At 40.9% G+C, this 20,846-nt stretch carries 18 protein-coding genes; 3 read left to right on the plus strand and 15 right to left on the minus strand.

The genetic code is table 11. The features are described 5' to 3' along the window. Positions 1-32: 32 nt before the first annotated feature. Positions 33-2,084: a molybdopterin oxidoreductase family protein gene (locus PO903_RS21025; RefSeq protein ID WP_273594468.1), complete on the plus strand. Its 2,052-nt coding sequence runs from the start codon at positions 33-35 to the stop codon at positions 2,082-2,084. Between the two features lie 34 nt (positions 2,085-2,118). On the opposite strand, the gene PO903_RS21030 is transcribed toward PO903_RS21025, so the two are convergent. The 15 genes from PO903_RS21030 to PO903_RS21100 all read right to left on the minus strand — a co-directional run bounded on the left by PO903_RS21030 (position 2,119) and on the right by PO903_RS21100 (position 16,735). Then, positions 2,119-3,096, minus strand: coding sequence for a LacI family DNA-binding transcriptional regulator (locus PO903_RS21030; RefSeq protein WP_069329863.1), 978 nt, complete (start codon positions 3,094-3,096; stop codon positions 2,119-2,121). A 150-nt stretch (positions 3,097-3,246) separates the two neighbouring features. Then, a complete protein-coding gene (locus PO903_RS21035) occupies positions 3,247-4,683 on the minus strand; it encodes a glycoside hydrolase family 1 protein (protein ID WP_273594469.1) in 1,437 nt (478 codons plus the stop codon). Between the two features lie 71 nt (positions 4,684-4,754). Beyond that, positions 4,755-5,852: a GGDEF domain-containing protein gene (locus tag PO903_RS21040; protein ID WP_175425256.1), complete on the minus strand. Its 1,098-nt coding sequence runs from the start codon at positions 5,850-5,852 to the stop codon at positions 4,755-4,757. Between the two features lie 106 nt (positions 5,853-5,958). After that, positions 5,959-6,753, minus strand: a complete 795-nt coding sequence (locus PO903_RS21045) for a class I SAM-dependent DNA methyltransferase (protein WP_273594470.1) — start codon at positions 6,751-6,753, stop codon at positions 5,959-5,961. Positions 6,754-6,800: 47 nt separating this feature from the next. After that, a complete protein-coding gene (locus tag PO903_RS21050) occupies positions 6,801-7,724 on the minus strand; it encodes a CvfB family protein (RefSeq protein WP_069329866.1) in 924 nt (307 codons plus the stop codon). Then, positions 7,721-8,068, minus strand: coding sequence for a ribosome silencing factor (gene rsfS, locus PO903_RS21055; protein ID WP_069329867.1), 348 nt, complete (start codon positions 8,066-8,068; stop codon positions 7,721-7,723). The genes PO903_RS21050 and rsfS overlap by 4 nt, the downstream gene beginning before the upstream one ends. Further along, entirely contained in the window at positions 8,068-8,652 is a 585-nt protein-coding gene (yqeK, locus tag PO903_RS21060) for a bis(5'-nucleosyl)-tetraphosphatase (symmetrical) YqeK (protein ID WP_273594471.1), read from the minus strand. Before yqeK ends, rsfS begins: the two co-directional genes overlap by 1 nt. Then, complete coding sequence (nadD, locus tag PO903_RS21065) at positions 8,633-9,226, minus strand: nicotinate-nucleotide adenylyltransferase (protein WP_069329868.1); 594 nt, start codon at positions 9,224-9,226, stop codon at positions 8,633-8,635. Before nadD ends, yqeK begins: the two co-directional genes overlap by 20 nt. A 43-nt stretch (positions 9,227-9,269) precedes the next feature. Then, complete coding sequence (gene yhbY / locus PO903_RS21070) at positions 9,270-9,566, minus strand: ribosome assembly RNA-binding protein YhbY (RefSeq protein ID WP_069329869.1); 297 nt, start codon at positions 9,564-9,566, stop codon at positions 9,270-9,272. Positions 9,567-9,584: 18 nt separating this feature from the next. Beyond that, entirely contained in the window at positions 9,585-10,460 is an 876-nt protein-coding gene (aroE, locus tag PO903_RS21075; protein WP_273594472.1) for a shikimate dehydrogenase, read from the minus strand. A gap of 36 nt (positions 10,461-10,496) precedes the next feature. Beyond that, positions 10,497-11,624, minus strand: a complete 1,128-nt coding sequence (yqeH, locus tag PO903_RS21080) for a ribosome biogenesis GTPase YqeH (RefSeq protein WP_069329871.1) — start codon at positions 11,622-11,624, stop codon at positions 10,497-10,499. Further along, a complete protein-coding gene (locus PO903_RS21085; RefSeq protein ID WP_069329872.1) occupies positions 11,621-12,148 on the minus strand; it encodes a YqeG family HAD IIIA-type phosphatase in 528 nt (175 codons plus the stop codon). The genes yqeH and PO903_RS21085 overlap by 4 nt, the downstream gene beginning before the upstream one ends. Positions 12,149-12,297: 149 nt before the next feature. Continuing rightward, positions 12,298-14,514, minus strand: a complete 2,217-nt coding sequence (locus PO903_RS21090; RefSeq protein ID WP_273594473.1) for a DUF4129 domain-containing transglutaminase family protein — start codon at positions 14,512-14,514, stop codon at positions 12,298-12,300. Continuing rightward, positions 14,511-15,776: a DUF58 domain-containing protein gene (locus PO903_RS21095; RefSeq protein ID WP_137220800.1), complete on the minus strand. Its 1,266-nt coding sequence runs from the start codon at positions 15,774-15,776 to the stop codon at positions 14,511-14,513. The genes PO903_RS21090 and PO903_RS21095 overlap by 4 nt, the downstream gene beginning before the upstream one ends. A 2-nt stretch (positions 15,777-15,778) precedes the next feature. After that, positions 15,779-16,735, minus strand: coding sequence for an AAA family ATPase (locus tag PO903_RS21100; protein ID WP_069329875.1), 957 nt, complete (start codon positions 16,733-16,735; stop codon positions 15,779-15,781). 221 nt (positions 16,736-16,956) lie between these two features. Between PO903_RS21100 and PO903_RS21105 the strand changes: the two genes are divergently transcribed. Beyond that, positions 16,957-18,030: a M42 family metallopeptidase gene (locus PO903_RS21105; protein ID WP_137220801.1), complete on the plus strand. Its 1,074-nt coding sequence runs from the start codon at positions 16,957-16,959 to the stop codon at positions 18,028-18,030. Between the two features lie 308 nt (positions 18,031-18,338). Beyond that, positions 18,339-20,789 (plus strand): right-handed parallel beta-helix repeat-containing protein, encoded by a 2,451-nt coding sequence (locus tag PO903_RS21110; protein ID WP_273594474.1) that lies wholly within the window; start codon positions 18,339-18,341, stop codon positions 20,787-20,789. Positions 20,790-20,846 lie beyond the last annotated feature (57 nt).

A 20,846-nucleotide genomic window follows, 5' to 3' on the forward strand; every position in this document is an offset into this window, starting at 1 on the left:
TTGTTTGATGTATTTTGAAAGGAGCTTGGTATATGTCTACTTATATTGATCAACAAGATGGGCTATTTCCTTCTGTCTGCTCACTCGATTGTCCCGATCAATGCGGACTGCTTGTTCATAAAGAAAAGGGTAAAATCGTCAAAATTGCAGGCGATCCTAATCATCCTGTTACTAAAGGCAATATCTGCAATAAAGTTCGCAATATGGCTGAACGTATCTATGATACGAAGCGCCTGACGACTCCGCTTAAACGTGTTGGGGCTAAAGGAGAAGGATCATTTGAGCCTATTTCGTGGGAAGAAGCTATCTCTACCATTACATCGAATTGGAAACAAATGATTGCTACATCAGGTCCTGAAAGTATTCTTCCTTACAGTTTCTACGGAAATATGGGCAATCTGTCAGCAGAAGGTATGGATCGTCGCTTTTTCCATCATATGGGTGCCAGTCTACTAGAACGTACGATTTGTACAGCTGCCGGTTCAGCAGGATATAAATATACAATGGGTGGCAGTATCGGTACCGATCCAGAAGATACTGTAGATACACAGCTTTTTATTTTCTGGGGGATCAATGCAGTAAGTACCAATATGCATCAAGTCACTTTAGCTCAACAAGCTCGCAAAAAAGGTGCTAAAGTGATTGTTATCGATGTTCACAAAAATCAAACCGGTCGATCAGCAGATTGGTTTATCCCTATTTTGCCGGGGACGGATAGTGCACTTGCTCTAGGCATGATGCATATTTTATTTGCCGAACATAAAGTAGACCAAGCTTTTATGGAGCAATATACCGTAGGGCATGAACAACTTCGTGAGCATGTGAAACAATACGATCCAGCCACAGTATCTGCGATTACAGGCGTACCTGTCGATGATCTGTATCGTTTAACACGTATGTATGGAGATGCCAGCCCTGCTCTAATTCGCATCGGAAATGGATTACAACATCATGACAATGGTGGTATGAATGTACGTACCATTACGTGTCTGCCTGCGATTACAGGGCAATGGTTAGTACGTGGCGGTGGTGCAATCAAATCCAATACATTCCAGCTTAGCTTTAACGAAGAAGCATTACAGCGTCCAGACTTGCTCATCAATCGCAATACACGCTCTTTCAATATGAACCAATTGGGTCGTGTATTATTAGAAGAATCTGAACCTGTACAGTCTCTGTATGTGTATAATTCGAATCCTGCTGTTGTCACTCCTGAATCTAGTAAAGTGCGTCAAGGATTAGCGCGTGAAGATTTATTTACAGTGGTTCATGATCTATTTTTAACTGAAACCGCTAAGTATGCAGATATCGTTTTACCAGCTACATCTGCTTTTGAAAATACAGATTTCTATGCGTCTTACTGGCATCATTATATGCAGATTCAACAACCTGTTATTGCTCGCTATGGTGAAAGTAAATCGAATACTGAAGTCTTTCGCTTACTTGCTACAGCTATGGGGTATGAAGAACAAGCATTACAAGACAGCGATGAACAGTTAATTCGTCAAGCGCTCGATCATCCTGCTAATCCTGCACTTAAGCCGATTACGTATGATTCGTTAGTCCAGCATCAATATGTCAAAGCAGATCGGCAATATATTTTCCCGGATCGCTTACCTACACCTAGCGGTAAGATCGAATTGTATTCTAAAGATATGGAACGTGATGGATTACCTCCATTGCCAACCTATACACCACTTCAAGAACAAGGTACTCATCCTTATATTTTTGTGCCGGGTCCTAATCATAACTTTTTGAATTCAACATTCTCTAATAATGCCAAGCATATCGGTCTTGAAAAAACACCGAAGCTATTTATGAATACTACTGATGCACAGAATGCAGGTATCGAAGATGGAGACTGGGTCACCGTCTGGAACGAGCGGGGTTCTTGTGAATTGCTTGCTACGGTAGGTGAACATGTATTACCGGGCGTTGTCGTCAGTCAAGGACTGTGGGCAGATACAGATAACAATCAAGCGACACATCTAGTGAATGCTCTAACACCTGATCGCTTAGCGGATATGGGTGGCGGTGCGACATTCTTTTCTGGTCGAGTCGATGTGATGAAGAAGTCCAGTTAATATTCAAGTATTTATCCACCAATAACCATAGATGTTAGACACTACTGCGTTCGATTAATGTATAGGGAATAAGCCGTTTGGCTGAAGTTAATGTAGGATCAAGGCTACGTTCATAAAATAAAGAAAAAGCTTGTCTGCCGATTTCTTGCAAATTCTGATCAATCGTCGTGAGTTGTAAGCCTGCGGAGATCGGCTGATTATCATAACCGATAATCGCTAATTGATCTGGAATACGTAGACCATATTGCCGTGCGCCTAACATCACCCCTGCGGCAGCTTCATCCCCTGTAACGATCAATGCAGAAGGTGGTTTATCCATTTCAGCAATCTGTTTCGCAATTTGTTCGCCATCACTCATATGAATACAATCTGGAAAAATCCACTCTGAATACACTTCAAGCCCTGCGGCATGGAGTGTATTTTGATATGCACGGAATCGCGCTTGACTGCTAGCACTTGTTTTGCGACCGACACAATAACCGATCCGGGTATAACCACGATCTAATAAATACTGAATTCCACTACAAAAAGCATCATAATGATCGGTATAGACTGCTGAGAGATTAGACTCTTCTGTATACTCACAGACGACAATAGGTCCTGATTCACTGTAGGACTGAAATTCTGCCCACGGTAATACACGTGAGCATGAAATAACGCCATCCACTTGTCTTGTACTGAGCATATGTAGATATTCCCGTTCTTGATCTGGATTATATGAAGTCTGACATAACAATACATGATATCCATATTGATAAGCTTCTTCCATCACTCCTGCAATAATGGCATGATAATACGGATGATGACTAAAAGGCAAAATCAAGCCCACTGTACGTGTTTTGCCACGAATGAGGCTGATTGCTTGTGAATTAGGTGTATAGCTATTTTGTTCGATCACTTGCTGAACACGCAATCGCTTATCTTCACTGACATAAGGATGATGGTTGAGCACTCTGGAGACTGTAGTGACGGATACGCCTGCTTGTTTGGCAATTTGTTTGATATTGACCATGAGGTAACTCCTTTCTGTTTATACCATTTCAATAAACTTTGTGTATTATTTCTATCATAGCTTATAAATGATAAAAACGATAAAAACCGTTTATTCTTCTTAGTCATCTAACGAAGAATAAACGGTTTATTTAGATATAAAGGGATCTTATTACAATTGTTCGCCGTTGCTTTCAATCACTTGTTGATACCAATAATAGCTCTTTTTCGGAATACGACGCATATCTTTTTCACTGTCTTCATCACGGTTAATATAGACAAATCCATACCGTTTCTGATAGCCATTCAACCAGCTTAACAAATCTGTAAATGACCAGCTACAATAACCAATCAGATCAACACCATCAGCTATAGCTTCACGGCATTGTTCGAGATGTGAACGTAAATAATCAATACGATAATCATCTTGAATACTTCCATCGGCTTCTAACTTATCGAATTCACCTAATCCATTTTCAGTAATAAAGACAGGCAATCCATAACGACTTGTAATACGGCGTAATCCTATACGAAGCCCGATCGGATCAATCGCCCAATCCCAGTTCGACGTTTCTAAATGTCCATTAGGTGTTGTTTTGTATAGTCCTGGTCGCCCTGTATCTTCATTGCTTCCTTTTTGACCGGTCGTATTCATTTTACCTTCAGCGACACCATCAATCGGATTGAATTCATAAGTGATCGTCTGATAATAATTAACACCGACAAAGTCAGGAATCCCTTTGGTCAGTAGCTCAATATCGCCTTCTTCAAACGTTGGTGCTAGATCATGTTCTTGCAGATAACGAAGTGCTACCTGTGGATAATGACCGAGACAATACGTATCCAGCCACCAATTATTTTGAAACTCTTCTGCATTCTCATACGCCAACATATCACGAGGTTGGCTACTCGCTGGATACGAAGGAGAATACGCAAAGCTAGGTCCTATTTTACCGTTTGGTACATATTGACGGAATGATTCGATCGCTTTGGCATTCGCAAGAAAAGCAATATGGTTCGCCTCGTAAAATCGTTTGCGATCATGTACACCCGGTGGATGCATCGCTGTAATAAAAGCATGATTTGAGTTATAATTTTGCTCATTTAAAGATACCCAATACTTCACACGATCTCCATAACGCTTATACAATGTGATGCAATACTGGTTGAAATCTTCAATCATGTCTCTGGATTCCCATGCTCCATACTCATCGGCAAGCGCTTGAGGCGCATCCCAGTGATATAGCGTTAATACAGGTTCGATCTGATTCGCAATCAATTCATCAATCAATTGATCATAGAACACCAAGCCTGCTTCATTGACTTTCCCTTTACCTTGCGGATAAATACGAGGCCAACTAATCGAAAAGCGATATGCTTTAAGCCCTTGCTTTGCCATCAAAGCAATATCTTCTTTATAACGATGATAATGATCTACCGCTACATCTCCGTTAGTTCCTTTAAACGTTTTCCCTGGAATTTTGGTAAAAGAATCCCACATCGAAGGCCCTTTACCATCTTCATCCCAAGCTCCTTCTACCTGATAGGCTGCTGAAGCAGAACCCCATAGAAAATCTGTCGGAAACGCTTTTTTCTGTTCATGATGCATATTATACTCCTCCTTCAAGCTGATCATGCTTTTATGATAAAGTATGAAATGCATTTCAGATCAAGCACTGTTTATTTCAGTGGTTCAGCTAACTTCACCTGATTACGTCCCGAAGACTTCGCCACATACAATGCTCGATCTGCTTGTTCAAACATATTTTCAGGCTGATCTTGCGGATAACAACTAATTCCTATTGAGATGGTGACCTGAATAATCTGTCCATCTTCTAATTCAAATGGATGAACTTCGACCTTTTTACGAATAGACTCTGCTATCTTTAGCGTCTTTTCTATAGTGCAATCATTCAAAATAGCAGCGAATTCTTCTCCGCCTTTACGAGCACAATAATCATTCGATCGCATAGTCATCTTTAATAACTGAGCCACTTGGATCAAAATAACATCACCATTCAGATGCCCATACGTATCATTAACTTGTTTAAAATGATCAAGATCAAACATAAGCAAACTAAAAGGCTGTGCTTGATACGCTATATTCATTGTTTTTTGCTCAAACATTTTCTCAAACGCCCTTGGATTATGAAGCCCTGTTAAGAAATCGAGATTGACCGCTTCACGCATCAGTAGTAATGCATCATCCGTACGTTTCATATAACGAAGCAAATAGTAGACGAATAAGACCGCAGGAATATAAAAAAGGGAAAAAATAATAATCGTAAAAAAGGCTTTCTCACCCAATACAGAAAAAACAGATAAACCATATACAAGTAAAATACCAAACATCATACGAACCCATTGCGATAAGACTAACTCTTTGCCTTTTTTGATAAAAAATCCAGTCACAATAAAGGTAAAGATCGCATTAAAAAAGCCAATAAATGAACTAAAATTGATCGGATCAATCAAAAAGAGTCGATATACGCCAATAATAACAGCAGTCACCAAACTACTTAATGCCCCGCCAAAATAAAAGGAAAGGATAATAGCCACTTGGCGAAGATCCAGCACGATCATATCTGATAAACGAAATGAAAAGTATTTGGTAAGCATGATACCAATCACACCAGCAAATATACCGGATACTAATTTGACATACAATGAATGGATATCGATTCGTTTACTAAGCCATTTTAATATTAAATTACCAAAGAAAAGAGTTGTGGTTAGAAACGTAAGATTGTTCAGCAGGGATTGAATAATAGTTATCATCTCAAAATCCTCATCTATGAATTTGAAAAGCATTACGTGTAGATCAATCAAATAGATAGATCAAAAAAGCTCCCTATACTGGGAGCTTCTTATAAAGCATATCATATTATTTAATCGCTACAAAGAACAATCTAGACGCATCATTACCAGCTTCAACCCATTCAAAGTCAGCGTAACAATGTACATCTCGAAAACCTGCTTTGATTAATTCTGTTTTCAGCCATTCTGGATCATATGAACGCTGAACATGCGTTTCTTCAAATCGTTCATATAAAGCATTACGCTCTTCACTTGCACGGGCAAAAATCGTCAAATGATGCTCGATCTCAGTACGAACTTGATCATATTCACATGTCCATAAATATGAAACAGAACGCTCATCTAACATAAAAGGTTGCTCTTCATCGTAACGGCGTAGGGTCTGCGGATGATGAACATCAAACACAAACGTACCACCTGATTTGAGACCTTTATACGTAGATTGGAATGTATCTACGATATATTCAGGTTCTGTTAAATAATTAAGACAATCGCAAAATGAAATTACACTATCCACAGGCTCTGGCAGCATCCAATGCGTCATATTTTGACACACCCAATTGACACTCCCGTTTTGGAAAAGACGGTGTCCTTGCGGAGTCGATTCTAGCTTGTCTTTAGCAACAGATAACATATCCGAAGATAAATCGATTCCTGTCACTTGAAAGCCTGCATTGACCAGTGGAATGGTAATACTCCCTGTTCCACAGCCAAGCTCAGCGACGGTACGAGGCATACCATATTTATCCCAGACTTCACGTACAAAACGTAACCAATCTGGATAGGGCATGTCTGCCATTAATTCATCATATACATAAGCAAACTTCCGGTACGACAATACGCTAACCGTCCTTCCGTACATCTGCAACATTGATTACAGAATGATCAATTCATACTACAAGTTATCTATTAAGACTGTTGTTCTTCGTCAGGCGCAGAAGCTTCAGCAGCATCGGCTGGCTTGACTAACATCGTCCAGTTTTCTTTCTGCTCGACAATGCCTTCACGCATCAATTTACCAAGTGCACGTTTGAACGCAGATTTACTGATGCCAAAACGTTGCTTGATAATATCAGGTGTCGTTGTATCCGAGTAAGGCATCGCTCCGTCAGGACGCTCGTTTAAGAATGCAAGTAAACGCTCTGCATCTAGATCGCGACCGACTTCTTTACGCTGAATCATGGATAGATTGACACGTCCATCTTCACGAACTTGAGTCACACGTACATTGACTTTTTCACCTAGACGAAGCATACGACTGCGTTCGCTTTGGTGAATCATACCCAATGCACCGAATCCAAGTACGCCACCTTCTACAATCACAAATGTTCCCATTTGTAACGGACGATAGACTTGTGCATCTAACCAGAGGTTGACCCAAGATTCAGGAGCGTGAAAAGTATGCTCCATAAATTCAAGTTCACCTGCTAATTTGGCACGAAGACGACCTTGACGATCATGCTCCATCATCACATAGACTTCATCGCCTATTTGCGGACGAAGTTCTTTGAGTTCAGGCATTTCGCTTAGAGGTAATAACAACTGGCGACCCAGTCCCATTTCAAGAAATGCACCCAGACGAGGATGAAGATCAGCCACTGTTAATTTCGCCATTCCACCTAACGTTAAAAATGGCTTTTTCATCGTTGCTGCTAGACGATCTTCCGTATCATGGAAAATAAACACTTCCAGATGATCGCCTATCTTGATTTTTTTAGTGATTTCACTGTAATGAAGCAACACATCGTTTTCTCCATCAGACAGAAAAAAACCATACGGCGACACTTCACGCACTAATTCAAGTGTTAATACTGTACCTGATTCAAAACTCATACGTTCTCCATCACTTTAGCATCTGACCACAGACGCTCGATGTTATAGTATTCACGCTCATCACGATGGAAAATATGCACGACAACATCGCCCAAATCCATCAATACCCAACGAGCTGCATTTACACCTTCCATACCACGAATCTCAGCTTTAGCATCATGCATTACTTTACGAATTTCGCTAGCAATCGCTTGTACTTGTGTATCCGAGTTACCGTGACAAATCACAAAATAATCAGCAATCATAGAGACACCACGTAGATCTAGTGCTACCAGATTGCTTGCTTTTTTACTTTCAGCTGCTTCTACAGCAAGTTGCAATAATTGTTCAGGATTCAATTTCATTAAAGTTCCCCCTCGAGTTGTATCTGTTTGACTAAATCGTTGCGAGATAATACGGTCAAAGGAAAAATGATCTGGCGTTTGGCAACCAATAACTGAATCGTTGAGTCAAATCCAGCGACTAACCCCGCTTCAAGACTGTGCTCAGCTAGACTACGAATATGATCCACTCCTGGAAAATCACGTCCAGGCTCTATATAATCAGCCAAACAAATCACTTTTTCCAAAACAGTCATACCGACACGTCCAGAAGTATGATAACGAATCGCATTCAATATCTCTTCATCGTCTACACCATATTCTACCTGTGCCGTATATGCTCCCACTTCAGCATGCCATAACGGCTTATCATACAATAATAATTCATCATTCAAAGCATGTTCACGTAACACTTGCTCCTGGCGATCACTGGTCCAATATTTAGCGACATCATGCAAGATTGCAGCGATCTCGGCTTTGACGGGATCAGCACCATAACGTTTGGCAAGTACAATCGCTGATTGCATCACACCTTCGGTATGCTTCCAGCGCTTTTGTGGCATTTGAGCGGATACTGATTCCATCAACTCATCTCGTGTCAGGTTCATAGATTCCGCTCCTTTTTATATATTCATTCACTTGATCATGTACCATATAACGAACAGATTGCCCTGTTGCTAGACGTTCACGGATATCGGTCGACGAAATGTCTACTTGTGGCATCTTAACCAGAACAACTTTTTCCTGCAAATAATGAGGTAAATCTTCTTTGCGAATCACAGAACCTGGACGACCGACACCGATAAAAGTAAGCACCTGTGCTAGCTCTTCGATTCCATGCCATTGTGTTAACGAATTTACCATATCTGCACCGATAATAAAAAAGAAATCATGTTCTGTATAGCGTGCTTTTAATTCACGGATCGTATCAATTGTATAAGATACACCTCCGCGTACAAGCTCAATATCCAATGTACGAAAAGCAGGATTCGTTCCTACTGCAAGCTCCACCATCTGAAGACGTTCATCTCCTCCGGCTCCTGCTTCGTGCTTATGCGGTGGAATATGTGACGGCATAAACCAGACTTCATCTAAATGACAACCTTGAAGTGCTGCTTCTGCTGCTAACATATGACCGATATGCACAGGATCGAATGTTCCACCCATAATACCGACTTTCATGAATACACCACCGAATACGATTTTATAATAAAAATAAGATCAATTAAGCTTTTGGTAATTCAATTTGTTTGTGGTCTTTGGATTCTTTGTACAAAATAATCGTACGTCCAATCACTTGTACCAACTCGGATTTTGTACTTTTTGCTAATTCTTCAGCCAAATCTTTTGGCTCTTCTAGACAGTTGTTCAATACCGAGATTTTCATCAATTCGCGCGTTTCAATCGCATCCAGTACATGACGAACGATCCCGTCATTCATACCGCCTTTACCGATTTGAAAAATCGCATCTAAATGATGTGCTTGTGAACGCAAAAAGCGTTTTTGTTTTCCTGTTAACATATATTTCTCCTTCAATACCTATTCTTTTTGATGATTCATTGCTTCAAGTAAAGCACTACGCATGACAGATACCGGTGCAGGTTGCCCTGTCCAATATTCATAGGCATATGCTCCTTGATATACAAACATACCGAGTCCGCCAACTACCGTACAACCACGACTTTTAGCTTCGCGTAGAAAACGTGTTTCTAACGGATTGTAGATCAGATCACTGACAATAATTCCTTCGGGAATGCGTGACTGCTCTAGTGGAGTCTCGTCACTATTCGGTGACATGCCGATCGAAGTGGTATTAATAAGTATATCGGTCTGCGCAAGAACTTTATCGAGTGTATCATAACTGCCACTTTGTACTTGTAAAGTGTCATGACTGAACTCTGTTGCTAGCTGTTCAGCCTTGTCTACTGTACGATTAATAACCGTTACACTTTCAGGTTGTTCTCGCAACAAAGCATAGACCACTCCACGTGCAGCACCACCTGCACCTAGAATCGTAATGTGCTTACCGGATAACTCACTATTTAATTCTTCTTTTAATGAACGGACATAACCGATACCATCGGTATTATATCCTTTTAATTTACCATCTTGAATAACCACTGTATTCACAGCACCACAACATACCGCAGATTCATCAAGCTCATCCATCAACTTTAGCATTTCTACTTTATGAGGAATCGTTACATTGAATCCGCTGAAGCCTAGCGCTTTGGTTCCTGCTACAGCTTGTGCAAGTTGTTCTGGTTTCACATGTAAAGGAACATACATCCCCGGAATTCCTGATGCTTCTAACGCAATATTATGCATAGCTGGTGACTTGGAGTGTCCAATTGGATCTCCCATAACCCCTAATAAAAGCGTATGATGTGATAAATCATTTTTCCGGTCTGTCATGATGTACATCCTCCTGTGAATAAGATGGGTCTTCGATTAGATCAATGATGGACGCATCATTACTTTGACACCTTTAGGCAAATGAATAGCAGCTAATGCGCCTGTGTCACCGTTAACTTTGATCCAACCCAAGCCTGAAATAAATAGATCATATTGTGAACCGCGTGGAACACGGAATTCATGACGTGTCCATTCTGGCAAATCAGCTAAATGTTCTTTGGTTGGTGGCGCAAGCATAACTCCTGCATGATCTGCAAATAAGTCATCTGCACGTTCCAACTTGGTACGATGGATTTTGAGACCATTATTAATGAAGCAAGTAAATGATTGACGACCACCTTCAAGGTAATCAAATCGTGCCATCGCTCCGAAAAATAGCGTCTGACCTTCATTTAATTGGTATACCATCGGTTTGAGTGGTTTGTCCGGCATAATCGCAGCCAAATCTTGCTTGGTCACCAATTCTGTATAACGAGATTCGTATACAATTCCTGGTGTATCAATAATAAAATGTCCATCATCTAATGGAATATTGACGGTATCCAATGTTGTTCCCGGATAGCGCGAAGTGGTTAATTCTTCTTCCAGATCACTATAATCTGAGATCAGACGATTGATCAATGTAGATTTACCTACATTCGTTGCACCGACCACGTACACATCACGGTTACCACGCATCTCGCCAACCACTTCCAAAATACGTTCAAACCCTGTATTTTGTTTGGCACTACAAAGAATAATTTCCTCGGTTTTGAGTCCGATTTCTTTCGCTTCTTTTTGTACCCAATTACGCAATTTGTTCCAGTTGGTTACTTTAGGCAACAAATCGATTTTGTTTACAGCTAGAATCACAGGATTATTTCCTACAAAACGTTGCAATCCTGAGATCACGCTACCCTGAAAATCGAACAAGTCGACAATATGGATAACCAGTGCATCCTTTGTGCCCACTTCACTGAGCAATCGCAAGAATTCGCTCTGATCTACCGTTACTGTCGACGATTCATTATAATTGCGGATACGGAAACAACGCTGGCAGACTAGAGGTGTTCTTTCTAGTGCTTGTGCTGGCAAATATCCTGGTAATTCAGGCGCGTCCATCTGTAGAGCAATACCGCATCCACTACATTTCGCACCCGCGGTAAGACCGCTTTGTTCTGTCATTTATTCTTTTCCTCCTCGGACCATAGTCCTTTTCTACGCAGTCGTTTTCTTGCAAACCGTTCGACCTGACGGTTAACTTTGGTTCTCCAACCTTCATCAGCAGCAGCGATAGGTAAGACTAGAATTGTAAATAAACCCAGTCTGTTCCCACCATATACATCTGTTAACAATTGGTCACCGATAACAATAGTCTGTTCTTCGCTCCATTTCATCAGCGTCATTGCTTTGCGAAATGGTGCATTGGACGGCTTGCGTGCCGCATGCACAAATTTGATATCCAGTGGTGTAGCAAATAAGGATACCCTGCTCATATTGTTATTCGAGACAATAATCAGCTCGAAGCCGTATTTTTTTACTTTAGCAAACCATTCGATCAATTCCGGTGTCGCATTTGGCGCTTTAGCACCAACGAGTGTGTTGTCTAAATCTGTAATGATTCCACGATAACCTTTGGCATACATTGCTTCTAGATCAATATCAAATACAGTATTCACGCGCAACTTGGGTACGAGCATCTCAAACAAGCTTTATTCACCTCGGTTTCATACGACAAACTATATCATAAGTGTAACCTATCTGACAAAAAGAAACGCCGCATAAGCGGCGTTTTTTGTAGGATTTATAAATAGTTTGTCCAACGTTTTGAACAATCGTTCAGCCATCCATTATTATACTACTTTGTGGACGTTTTGCGCCATCTTTTTCGCAAGTTTTGTAGATGATGTTGCATTGTTGTCCACTCTTCCTCTGTAATCTGATTCGGACTGTATTTGGCTTTTTCAAACAATTCAAGTAATGGGGTTAAATGTATCGCCAAATCTGGACGTACCTCTTCCCATCGGGTCACCGATTCACGCAATGTTTCATGAGGACGACGATCCATTCCATGGCGTTTCATCCAGGCGAACCAGCGTTTGGATTCAGCCATCATTTTTTGTTGCGGTGTCAAAGCTTCACCTTGACGCATACGCATAATCATAAAGCTCAGTTCACGACGGTAGCGAATCAACATCACGATTGCCCAAGCAGCAATCACACCACTTGCTATCCAGATCACAGCAGCAGGTACTGCAGGCTCATTGTTTTGTACCGGTGCTTGCGTTTCTTCTTCCTCTGGTGTCTGTTCTTCTTCCTCTGGCTCAGGTGTTGGTGTATCATCTGCTGGTGTCTGAACAGCCTCTGTAATCATCGGCATATCAAATCCTGGTGTGGCTTCAATCGGAACCCATCCATAATCAGCAAAATAAATCTCTGCCCATGAATGTGCATCTGCATTAGTTACCGTATATTCTGTAGCACCATCCGGGAAATAATCACTGGTTACATAACCGGACGCTTGCCCGGGTGCATACCCTTTAACCCAGCGTGCAGGGATATCTAATGAACGTGCCATCATGACCATCGCTGTAGAATAATAATCACAATACCCTTCTTTGACTTCAAATAAAAAGCTATCTACAAAATCACGACTTTTTTTCTTCGACAAATCAGGATTGTTGGTATACGCAAAATTGTTTTGCAAATATTGTTGTAATAACTCTACTTTCTCGTACGGCGTGTCTCCTGATGCGGTTACTTCTTTGGCTAGATTACGCACACGATCAGGCAATTCCGAAGGAACTTGTAGATACCGATCTAACGATTTATCGGCATAGAGTTGATTAAATGTTTTCTTTTCTAATTCTTTGACAGGTACGATCGGCACTCTGGAAACCAGTGAATACGATTCTGGGAATTTACGATTCTGACGGGTAGGGCTCCAGTGCACTTCGCCCGGGTTACTACGCCAATCCAGTTGTGACGTATCTGACCCACCATCGACATCGGTTACTCTCCCTATCGTATAAGCACCAAATAATACAGGATATGTTACATTATCTTCAGACAGCATTTTTACTTGTTGCTTAACGGTTTTCTTTTCTACATCTGACGATTCATCCAGTGGAAGCTCGGTACCTGCTTCGACCGATTGCAGTTCACTCCAACCATTGCTAGAGCGATCGATCCAACCTTCGCCTGAATAGACTAATCGTGTCTCGCCGCGCCAGTAACTACGACTGGTAGTGCTAACTGTCATCACCGGTGTATAGTCAAAATTAAAACCGCCACCTAGATTGGAATCTTCACGACTATATCCAGAAGAAGCACCTTGTCCATTTAAAGGATTAGAACCATTGATCGTAATAACAGCTTCACCACGCCAATTTTTCCATGCTGTATATGGATCTTTAAGTGTAGGTTGAACTTCCGGTACATTGACACCTACCAGTAAAATGATGGAGAAAATAACAGCAATATTAAAAACGATTTTGAGCGGATATCTACGTAAATGTTTCCATCCTTTGGGGAATCGTTGCTGAAAATAACGAAAATGATTACTTACCAGCCAACCCATTCCTGCAAAAACAACCCATGCGACTTCTTCCCACATCATCGAGGTTGTAAAAGAATCCAAAATCGACAATGCCGCAATATTCGTACCGACAAACATAATAATGGCTCTACGTGAAGAACCGATTCGAGCAGAGACTTCGATCAACACCCATGCCGATAACACAAACCACAAGTAAGGCGAGACAGTCTGAGTAAATGTTTCTACATTATCGGTGAGTAAGCCTTCTTGCCAGCTATAAAATCCATAATGACTGAGTACATAATAGACTGCACCCAGTACAGCAAATAATTTGATCACTAGACGATAGATCATTTTGAGTGGTATCAAAATATCAATAATAGCCACTACAGCCATCGTCGCCAGAACAAGCGGTGTCGTTTCTTGATACCAGACTCCATTGGCATAATTAATCCATTGCAGCGCAATAATAAAAACCCATATTAAAGATAACGAATAATACCAAGAGCGACTTATTCCATCCCACCATTTTTTCAAATCGCTCCACCTCCTAACACAGCTGGCAATTGCTCTAATGAAGAGATTGGATAACAAGATACTCCGCGTGCATGAGCAGATTGTGACCAGTTGATTACAGCTTCTTTATTTTTTTGCATCGTAGGGTTAATTAAAAATTGAAGAGGAGTCATTTGACGAATACGAGCAAATTGAAAAATCTCCCATACTTTTTCATTCATTAAAGGCGTAATCAAAATAAATAAAGTACCTGCTGGAAACATACGCGCATGATCTTCAAGTTTATCTAATAAACGTCCTTTACCATCTGCCATCACATCGACAAGGTGTAGACGCATTCTTTGACGTTCCCCTACATGATCGGATGGCAAGAATACTCCGCTATTCTGACCGGTTGTAAATAAACCCATTCCCATCCGTTCTCGTACCCCATAATCAAGCATTGATGCCGTCGTGGATACTGCTAATTCAAAAGCTTCATCTGATTCATAATGATCAGCGATCGCATCAAGTACCAGTACAGTTTTGGGTAATGATTCATGTTCAAATTCTTTTGACTTCCAATTGCCTGTACGAGCGGTAGCAGACCAGTGAATTCTTGAAATTCGGTCACCATATACATAATCACGTACACCATTAATCTGATTCGTTTCCGGACGGGACATCAATTGCGAGGTCTGTTGACCTCCAAGTCTAGAATACCGTGATCCCATTTGCCAGTTCGGAATAAAAGCAATTCGTGGTAATACCAAAAACTCACCGGACGCTGTAAATCGCCCTTTATTTTCGATTAATCCAAAAATATCTTCACTGATACATTCGGTACCATAAAAGCGGTAACGTCCTCGTTCTAACGGAGGGGTCTGAAATAGTAGTTCACCTTTGCCCCGCATACTTGGAATCAAACTTTCTTCAAAAGACCACGATTCGCCATTGTGACGCTTAAGCGTTTCACGAATAATCACATATGGTAATGGCAGAAATCCAGGAATCGTCACATCCAGACGTACCTGTACTTGATCACCTGCCAATATCATTTCTCCTTGTTCCCCTGCTGTCGATAAATGGCGCTGACCATGAGCGCGTCCAACACCACGAAAGCCACCGCCAATTAAATATAGCGACAGCAAAGAAACCATCACAAATAGCATGACCGATGTTTTACCACCTTGAAAAAGCACATAAAATAAACATCCAATCCATACCATAAACACCAACCATAATTTAGACGGTTGGCGTTTCCACTGCAAATTCAGACGCAAGTATGAAAATAAGGCTCTCATACTTATTGTCCCATAGATACAGGAGCATGAATTTGCTCCAAAATCTGCGCTACAATTCGTTCAGAACTCATGCGCTCCATCCGTGCTTCTGGACGTGGAAGTATACGATGTGGAATAACATAAGGAGCTAACTTCTTCACATCATCAGGGAGTACATAATCACGATTCTGTATAAATGCATAGGCTTTGACAGCCATCATAAAGGATAATGTTGCACGTGGACTGGCTCCAAGTAATACCGATCCATGTTCACGTGTATGGCGAACCACACTTACTAAATAATCACTTACCGATTCATCCAAATGAATCTTACGAATCTCTTGTTGAATATCAGCGATATGTTGCATATCCGTAACAGGTTCTAAGCGATCCACCGGTTGTCCGGCAGCACCATGACGAAGCAAATTGCGTTCAGTCTGCTCATCTGGATACCCTAATGTAATTTTCATCATAAAACGATCCAATTGAGCTTCAGGCAACATGTATGTTCCTTCGAAATCAATCGGATTCTGTGTAGCACATAACATAAAAGGATGAGGCAATGGATGAGTCTCTCCATCTACAGTGACACTGCGCTCTTCCATAACTTCTAATAAAGCGGATTGTGTCTTGGTCGTTGCACGATTAATTTCATCCGCAAGTAGAATGTTCGTCATTACTGGACCTGGACGGAAATAAAACTGCTCATCCCGAGGATGAAAAATAGAAACACCTGTGATATCACTTGGCAAAATATCGGGATTACATTGAATACGACGATATTGACCACTCATTGATTTAGCAAGCGCTTTGATCATTTGTGTTTTACCTGTTCCCGGGACATCTTCTATGAGTACATGTCCTCCAGCAAGCAAAGCGGTAAGCAACAATTCGATTTCAAATGATTTGCCTAATATACAGGATTCTAGATTGGATCTTACAGCTGCAATGACTTCCATAGATTCTTTGCGTGCCGACATATATATAAAACCTCCTACTTCTGGTTCATATTCTTATATAATGATGTAATGACTCTAACTTTGTTGAAAATGTGTATATAGTTATATTGTACATGAACGATAAGTCAGAGTCACTTCAATAGCTGATTACAATTTGAAGTCAGCGCGAATGATTGGACATTTTTCGACATGAAGTTCATACTGTATCAAAGAATAACACTGTTAAGGAGTGACCTACGTCAATGGATAAGCAGACGCTTCAGATGTTTAAACAATTAACCGAATTCCCCGCAGTATCAGGGTTTGAAAGAGAACTTCGTCAATTCGTTAAAGAAAAAATGGAACCGTATACCGACGAATTTGTACAAGATCGATTAGGTAGTCTATTTGGTGTTATGCGTGGTGATGAAAGTGGCCCTAAAATGATGGTCGCTGGTCATTTTGATGAAGTTGGATTTATGACAACAGGCATCACTGATCAAGGTCTTATCCGTTTTCAACCGTTAGGCGGATGGTTCAGTCAAGTCGTGCTTGCTCAACGTCTACATATTATTACCGATCAAGGCCCTATAGTGGGAGTTGTTGGTTCTACCCCTACTCACTTACTTAGCCCGGAACAACGTAACAAACCTGTAGATATCAAATCCATGTATATTGATATTGGTGCTGATGATCGTGCAGAAGCAGAACAAATGGGGTTACGTCCAGGACTGCAAATTGTACCGATCTGTGAATTTACACCAATGGCTAATCCCAAAAAAATTATGGCAAAAGCTTGGGATAATCGCTATGGAGTCGGTCTAGCGATTGAATTATTACAAGCTCTTCATGGAGAGAAGCTTGGTGGGACTTTGTATTCTGGCGCAACTGTGCAAGAAGAATTGGGATTACGTGGTGCACGTACTGCTGCACAATTGATTCAACCAGATCTATTTTTCGGACTTGACTGTAGTGCGGCTAACGATATGACAGGCGATCGCAATGCATTCGGTCATTTGGGTAAAGGTGCATTATTACGTATTTATGATCCAACTATGTTTACCCACCGGGGTATAGTTGAATATATTCAAGATACTGCAAGTACACACCAGATTCCAGTACAGTATTTCATTTCTGCTGGTGGTACAGATGCAGGTCAAGTTCATGTCAGCGGAACAGGTGTACCTTCAGCTATTATCGGTATTTGCGGACGGTATATCCATACTTCATCTTCGATTATTCATACCGATGATTATGATGCTGCCAAAGAATTGCTCATTAAATTGGTAAAAGGGATGAATCATTCTACCTATCGTACCATTTTGGATCGAGCTTAATCTATCGAATGATCATGATTATTCCTATGTTTTCACTTTAATGATACGTAAATTTCCGGTTGCCAGATCTCTTAATAGGAGAAAAGTAACCGGATTTTTTTATACATTTCCTTCTTTTCAAAGTGATTTATATACTAAATAACTACAAATTCTTCCCGACTTTTTCTTCGCTTAATCTACATCACTCGCCATTTTCAGTGCATAAATGAGACTTTGCAAACGAACGGTTTAACCCTATCGGCACATGTAATCTAGTGATATACCATTTATAATAAGCAACAAAATAGATAGATAAAAGGAGAGAACTAATGAATTTAAAGACTATACTGTACCAAAAATGGTCTAAAAATCTGATGTTATTGACTGTATTTTTGATGCCTCTAAGTTCGTTTATCTACTCGGTACCTGTCACTGCGGAAGAAAGTTCTGCATCTAACAGCGAATCGACTCTGTCCAATCTGTCTACAGTGACTCAAAATGTATATGTGTCTCCTAAAGGTAGTGACTTCTTAGGATCAGGGACTCTACAGGCTCCTTATCGTACCCTTCCCAAAGTTCGCTCTGTTTTGCGGGATACGTATGCTGAACGACCTGCTGGCGGAACAACAATCTGGTTGCGAGAAGGCGAATATGAATTGTCTTCTACATTAGAATTAAATGAACTGGATTCAGATTCAGCCGACAGACCAGTGACATATCGCAACTATCCTAATGAACAAGCGGTGATTACGACTGCCAAAACAATTGATCCCACACGTTGGAAACCGCTTAATTCTGAAGCGGCAGCTCGTGTTCATCCGGCGGTCTATGCTGATCAATTAGTCGAATTGGATGTACAATCGTTAGGACTCAAAAATACGTCTGGGTTCCCGGGAGGGACTTCGTTTACAAAAGAATGGGGTATTGTCGATCTGATTGTAGATGGCGTACGAGAACCGATTTCTCAATGGCCCAATCCTCAGCAAAAAATAGGCAAAAATCGGGTGGGCTGGGTAACGATGAATGGTTCGGCTGATCCTCAATCTTTTTATTACGGTGAAGGTGGACAACCGAAAGATGGAATAACGACAGATGAAGTGAATGCCGATCAGACCGATCGTACTGCACGCTGGCAACGATCTATCGAACAAGGTCATGATCTGTATCTCAAAGGATTCTGGCGTACTGATTTTGACCCTGTTACTAGCAAAGTAGAAAGTATTGATAACACACGCCATACGATTCGTCTAGTCGATATTCCAGAAGGCGGAATGGGTTCTAAATGGAGTAAAGATGCTCCTGTAGCTGATTCTACAGGGACAGGGACAACTACATCTACAACTATCTCTACTCCCCTGCCAGCTCAGTCTCCTGTGACTATTCACGGGGATACGTATGTTACGCAAGATGTCTATGTAACCGATGACGTTTATCATGCGCCCCTGTTTCCTGAGCCGTTGCTAACTGCTACTTCTGTTACATATCAAGTGTATCGGGTGGGGACAGGAACCGAAGAATGGCAAGCACTGAACCTATTGGATGAGATTGATACGCCGGGAGAATGGGCTTTGGATTTTAAAGATCAGAAAATCTATTATTATCCTGACGGCGATATCAACAAACAGAATATTATTATTGCCGATCGTACAGGCCCTATTATCAAATTAAATAATGCTTCCTATCTGAACTTTGTCGGTCTGACGATTGAAGGTGGCTTAAATAACGGTATCGAGATGCAAAGTTCTCATCATATTTCACTGGATAACAATACGATTCGTAATATCGGTGGCGGTGGAATTCTCGATTATTATGGTCATGACAATCGGATACAAAATAATACCATCTATGAAACAGGAAGTTTTGGGATCAGTATTGGATATGCAGGGAATCGAGATACATTGACCCCTGCTGATTCATGGATCACCAACAATCATATCCATAACACAGGCACACTGATTGCTTTGGAAGGATTAATTATTACACAGTCGATCGGAATGACGATCAATCATAATCTAATCCATGATGTGCCTAAGCATGGTATACGTTATGTGTATAATAATGATCTGCTTTTCGAATATAATGAGCTTCATCATATCTCGCTTGAAGATGGAGATGCAGGAGCTTTCTATACCGCTCAAGACTGGACTTCATACGGTAATGTATTACGTTATAACTATGTACATGATAGCCCGCGGGCAAATGGATTCTATGCAGATGACGGGGATAGCGGAGATACATTTATCAACAATATTGTCTCAGGAGTATCCAAAGCATTTCTGTTTGGCGGAGGTCATCATAATCGAGCTACAGGCAATCTGATTATTAATGCCACATCTGGTATTCAGATTGATGATCGCGGTATTGCACGCAAATATACAGCAGACAGTACTCATGCAGAACAATTAATTGCTAAGAACCCTTCTACCGGGCCTTGGAAAGAGTATGGTCGTGTGCTGGCAGATACGTATGGATATGATACGAATCTATGGAAAAATATGTTGAATCCAAAATGGCATCCTGAATACCCGAATGGGACTCATTTCAAAGATAATGCTATTGTTCAATCGGGTACACTGGTTATTCCTAAAAAAGGAGCTGTTATTATTCAAAACAACCCAAGAATCACAAACACTCAATCGGCTGGACTGAATCCGAATACAACAAATGGATTCTACACTCAAAATCCTACGATTTTGGCTATCTTTCCAAATATCAATACCATTTATCCACAGATTGGATTGCAAAAAGGAGATGCTATCTCTACCTCCTCTTCTGATTAATAGATCCTATTTAGGTTAAAAGAATACCTTCTCAATCCAAATAGCCAAAAGCTTCAG

It is taken from the genome of Paenibacillus sp. PK4536 (assembly GCF_028594455.2).
In the GTDB taxonomy this organism is placed as follows: Bacteria; Bacillota; Bacilli; order Paenibacillales; family Paenibacillaceae; genus Saccharibacillus; species Saccharibacillus nuruki.

Bases quoted from the DNA above. Each gene is read 5' to 3' on its own strand.
- PO903_RS21025 (WP_273594468.1), top strand. From the start codon at position 33: ATGTCTACTTATATTGATCAACAAGATGGGCTATTTCCTTCTGTCTGC.
- PO903_RS21030 (WP_069329863.1), bottom strand. From the start codon at position 3,096: ATGGTCAATATCAAACAAATTGCCAAACAAGCAGGCGTATCCGTCACT.
- PO903_RS21035 (WP_273594469.1), bottom strand. From the start codon at position 4,683: ATGCATCATGAACAGAAAAAAGCGTTTCCGACAGATTTTCTATGGGGT.
- PO903_RS21040 (WP_175425256.1), bottom strand. From the start codon at position 5,852: ATGATAACTATTATTCAATCCCTGCTGAACAATCTTACGTTTCTAACC.
- PO903_RS21045 (WP_273594470.1), bottom strand. From the start codon at position 6,753: ATGTACGGAAGGACGGTTAGCGTATTGTCGTACCGGAAGTTTGCTTAT.
- PO903_RS21050 (WP_069329866.1), bottom strand. From the start codon at position 7,724: ATGAGTTTTGAATCAGGTACAGTATTAACACTTGAATTAGTGCGTGAA.
- rsfS (WP_069329867.1), bottom strand. From the start codon at position 8,068: ATGAAATTGAATCCTGAACAATTATTGCAACTTGCTGTAGAAGCAGCT.
- yqeK (WP_273594471.1), bottom strand. From the start codon at position 8,652: ATGAACCTGACACGAGATGAGTTGATGGAATCAGTATCCGCTCAAATG.
- nadD (WP_069329868.1), bottom strand. From the start codon at position 9,226: ATGAAAGTCGGTATTATGGGTGGAACATTCGATCCTGTGCATATCGGT.
- yhbY (WP_069329869.1), bottom strand. From the start codon at position 9,566: ATGTTAACAGGAAAACAAAAACGCTTTTTGCGTTCACAAGCACATCAT.
- aroE (WP_273594472.1), bottom strand. From the start codon at position 10,460: ATGACAGACCGGAAAAATGATTTATCACATCATACGCTTTTATTAGGG.
- yqeH (WP_069329871.1), bottom strand. From the start codon at position 11,624: ATGACAGAACAAAGCGGTCTTACCGCGGGTGCGAAATGTAGTGGATGC.
- PO903_RS21095 (WP_137220800.1), bottom strand. From the start codon at position 15,776: ATGAGAGCCTTATTTTCATACTTGCGTCTGAATTTGCAGTGGAAACGC.
- PO903_RS21100 (WP_069329875.1), bottom strand. From the start codon at position 16,735: ATGTCGGCACGCAAAGAATCTATGGAAGTCATTGCAGCTGTAAGATCC.
- PO903_RS21105 (WP_137220801.1), top strand. From the start codon at position 16,957: ATGGATAAGCAGACGCTTCAGATGTTTAAACAATTAACCGAATTCCCC.
- PO903_RS21110 (WP_273594474.1), top strand. From the start codon at position 18,339: ATGAATTTAAAGACTATACTGTACCAAAAATGGTCTAAAAATCTGATG.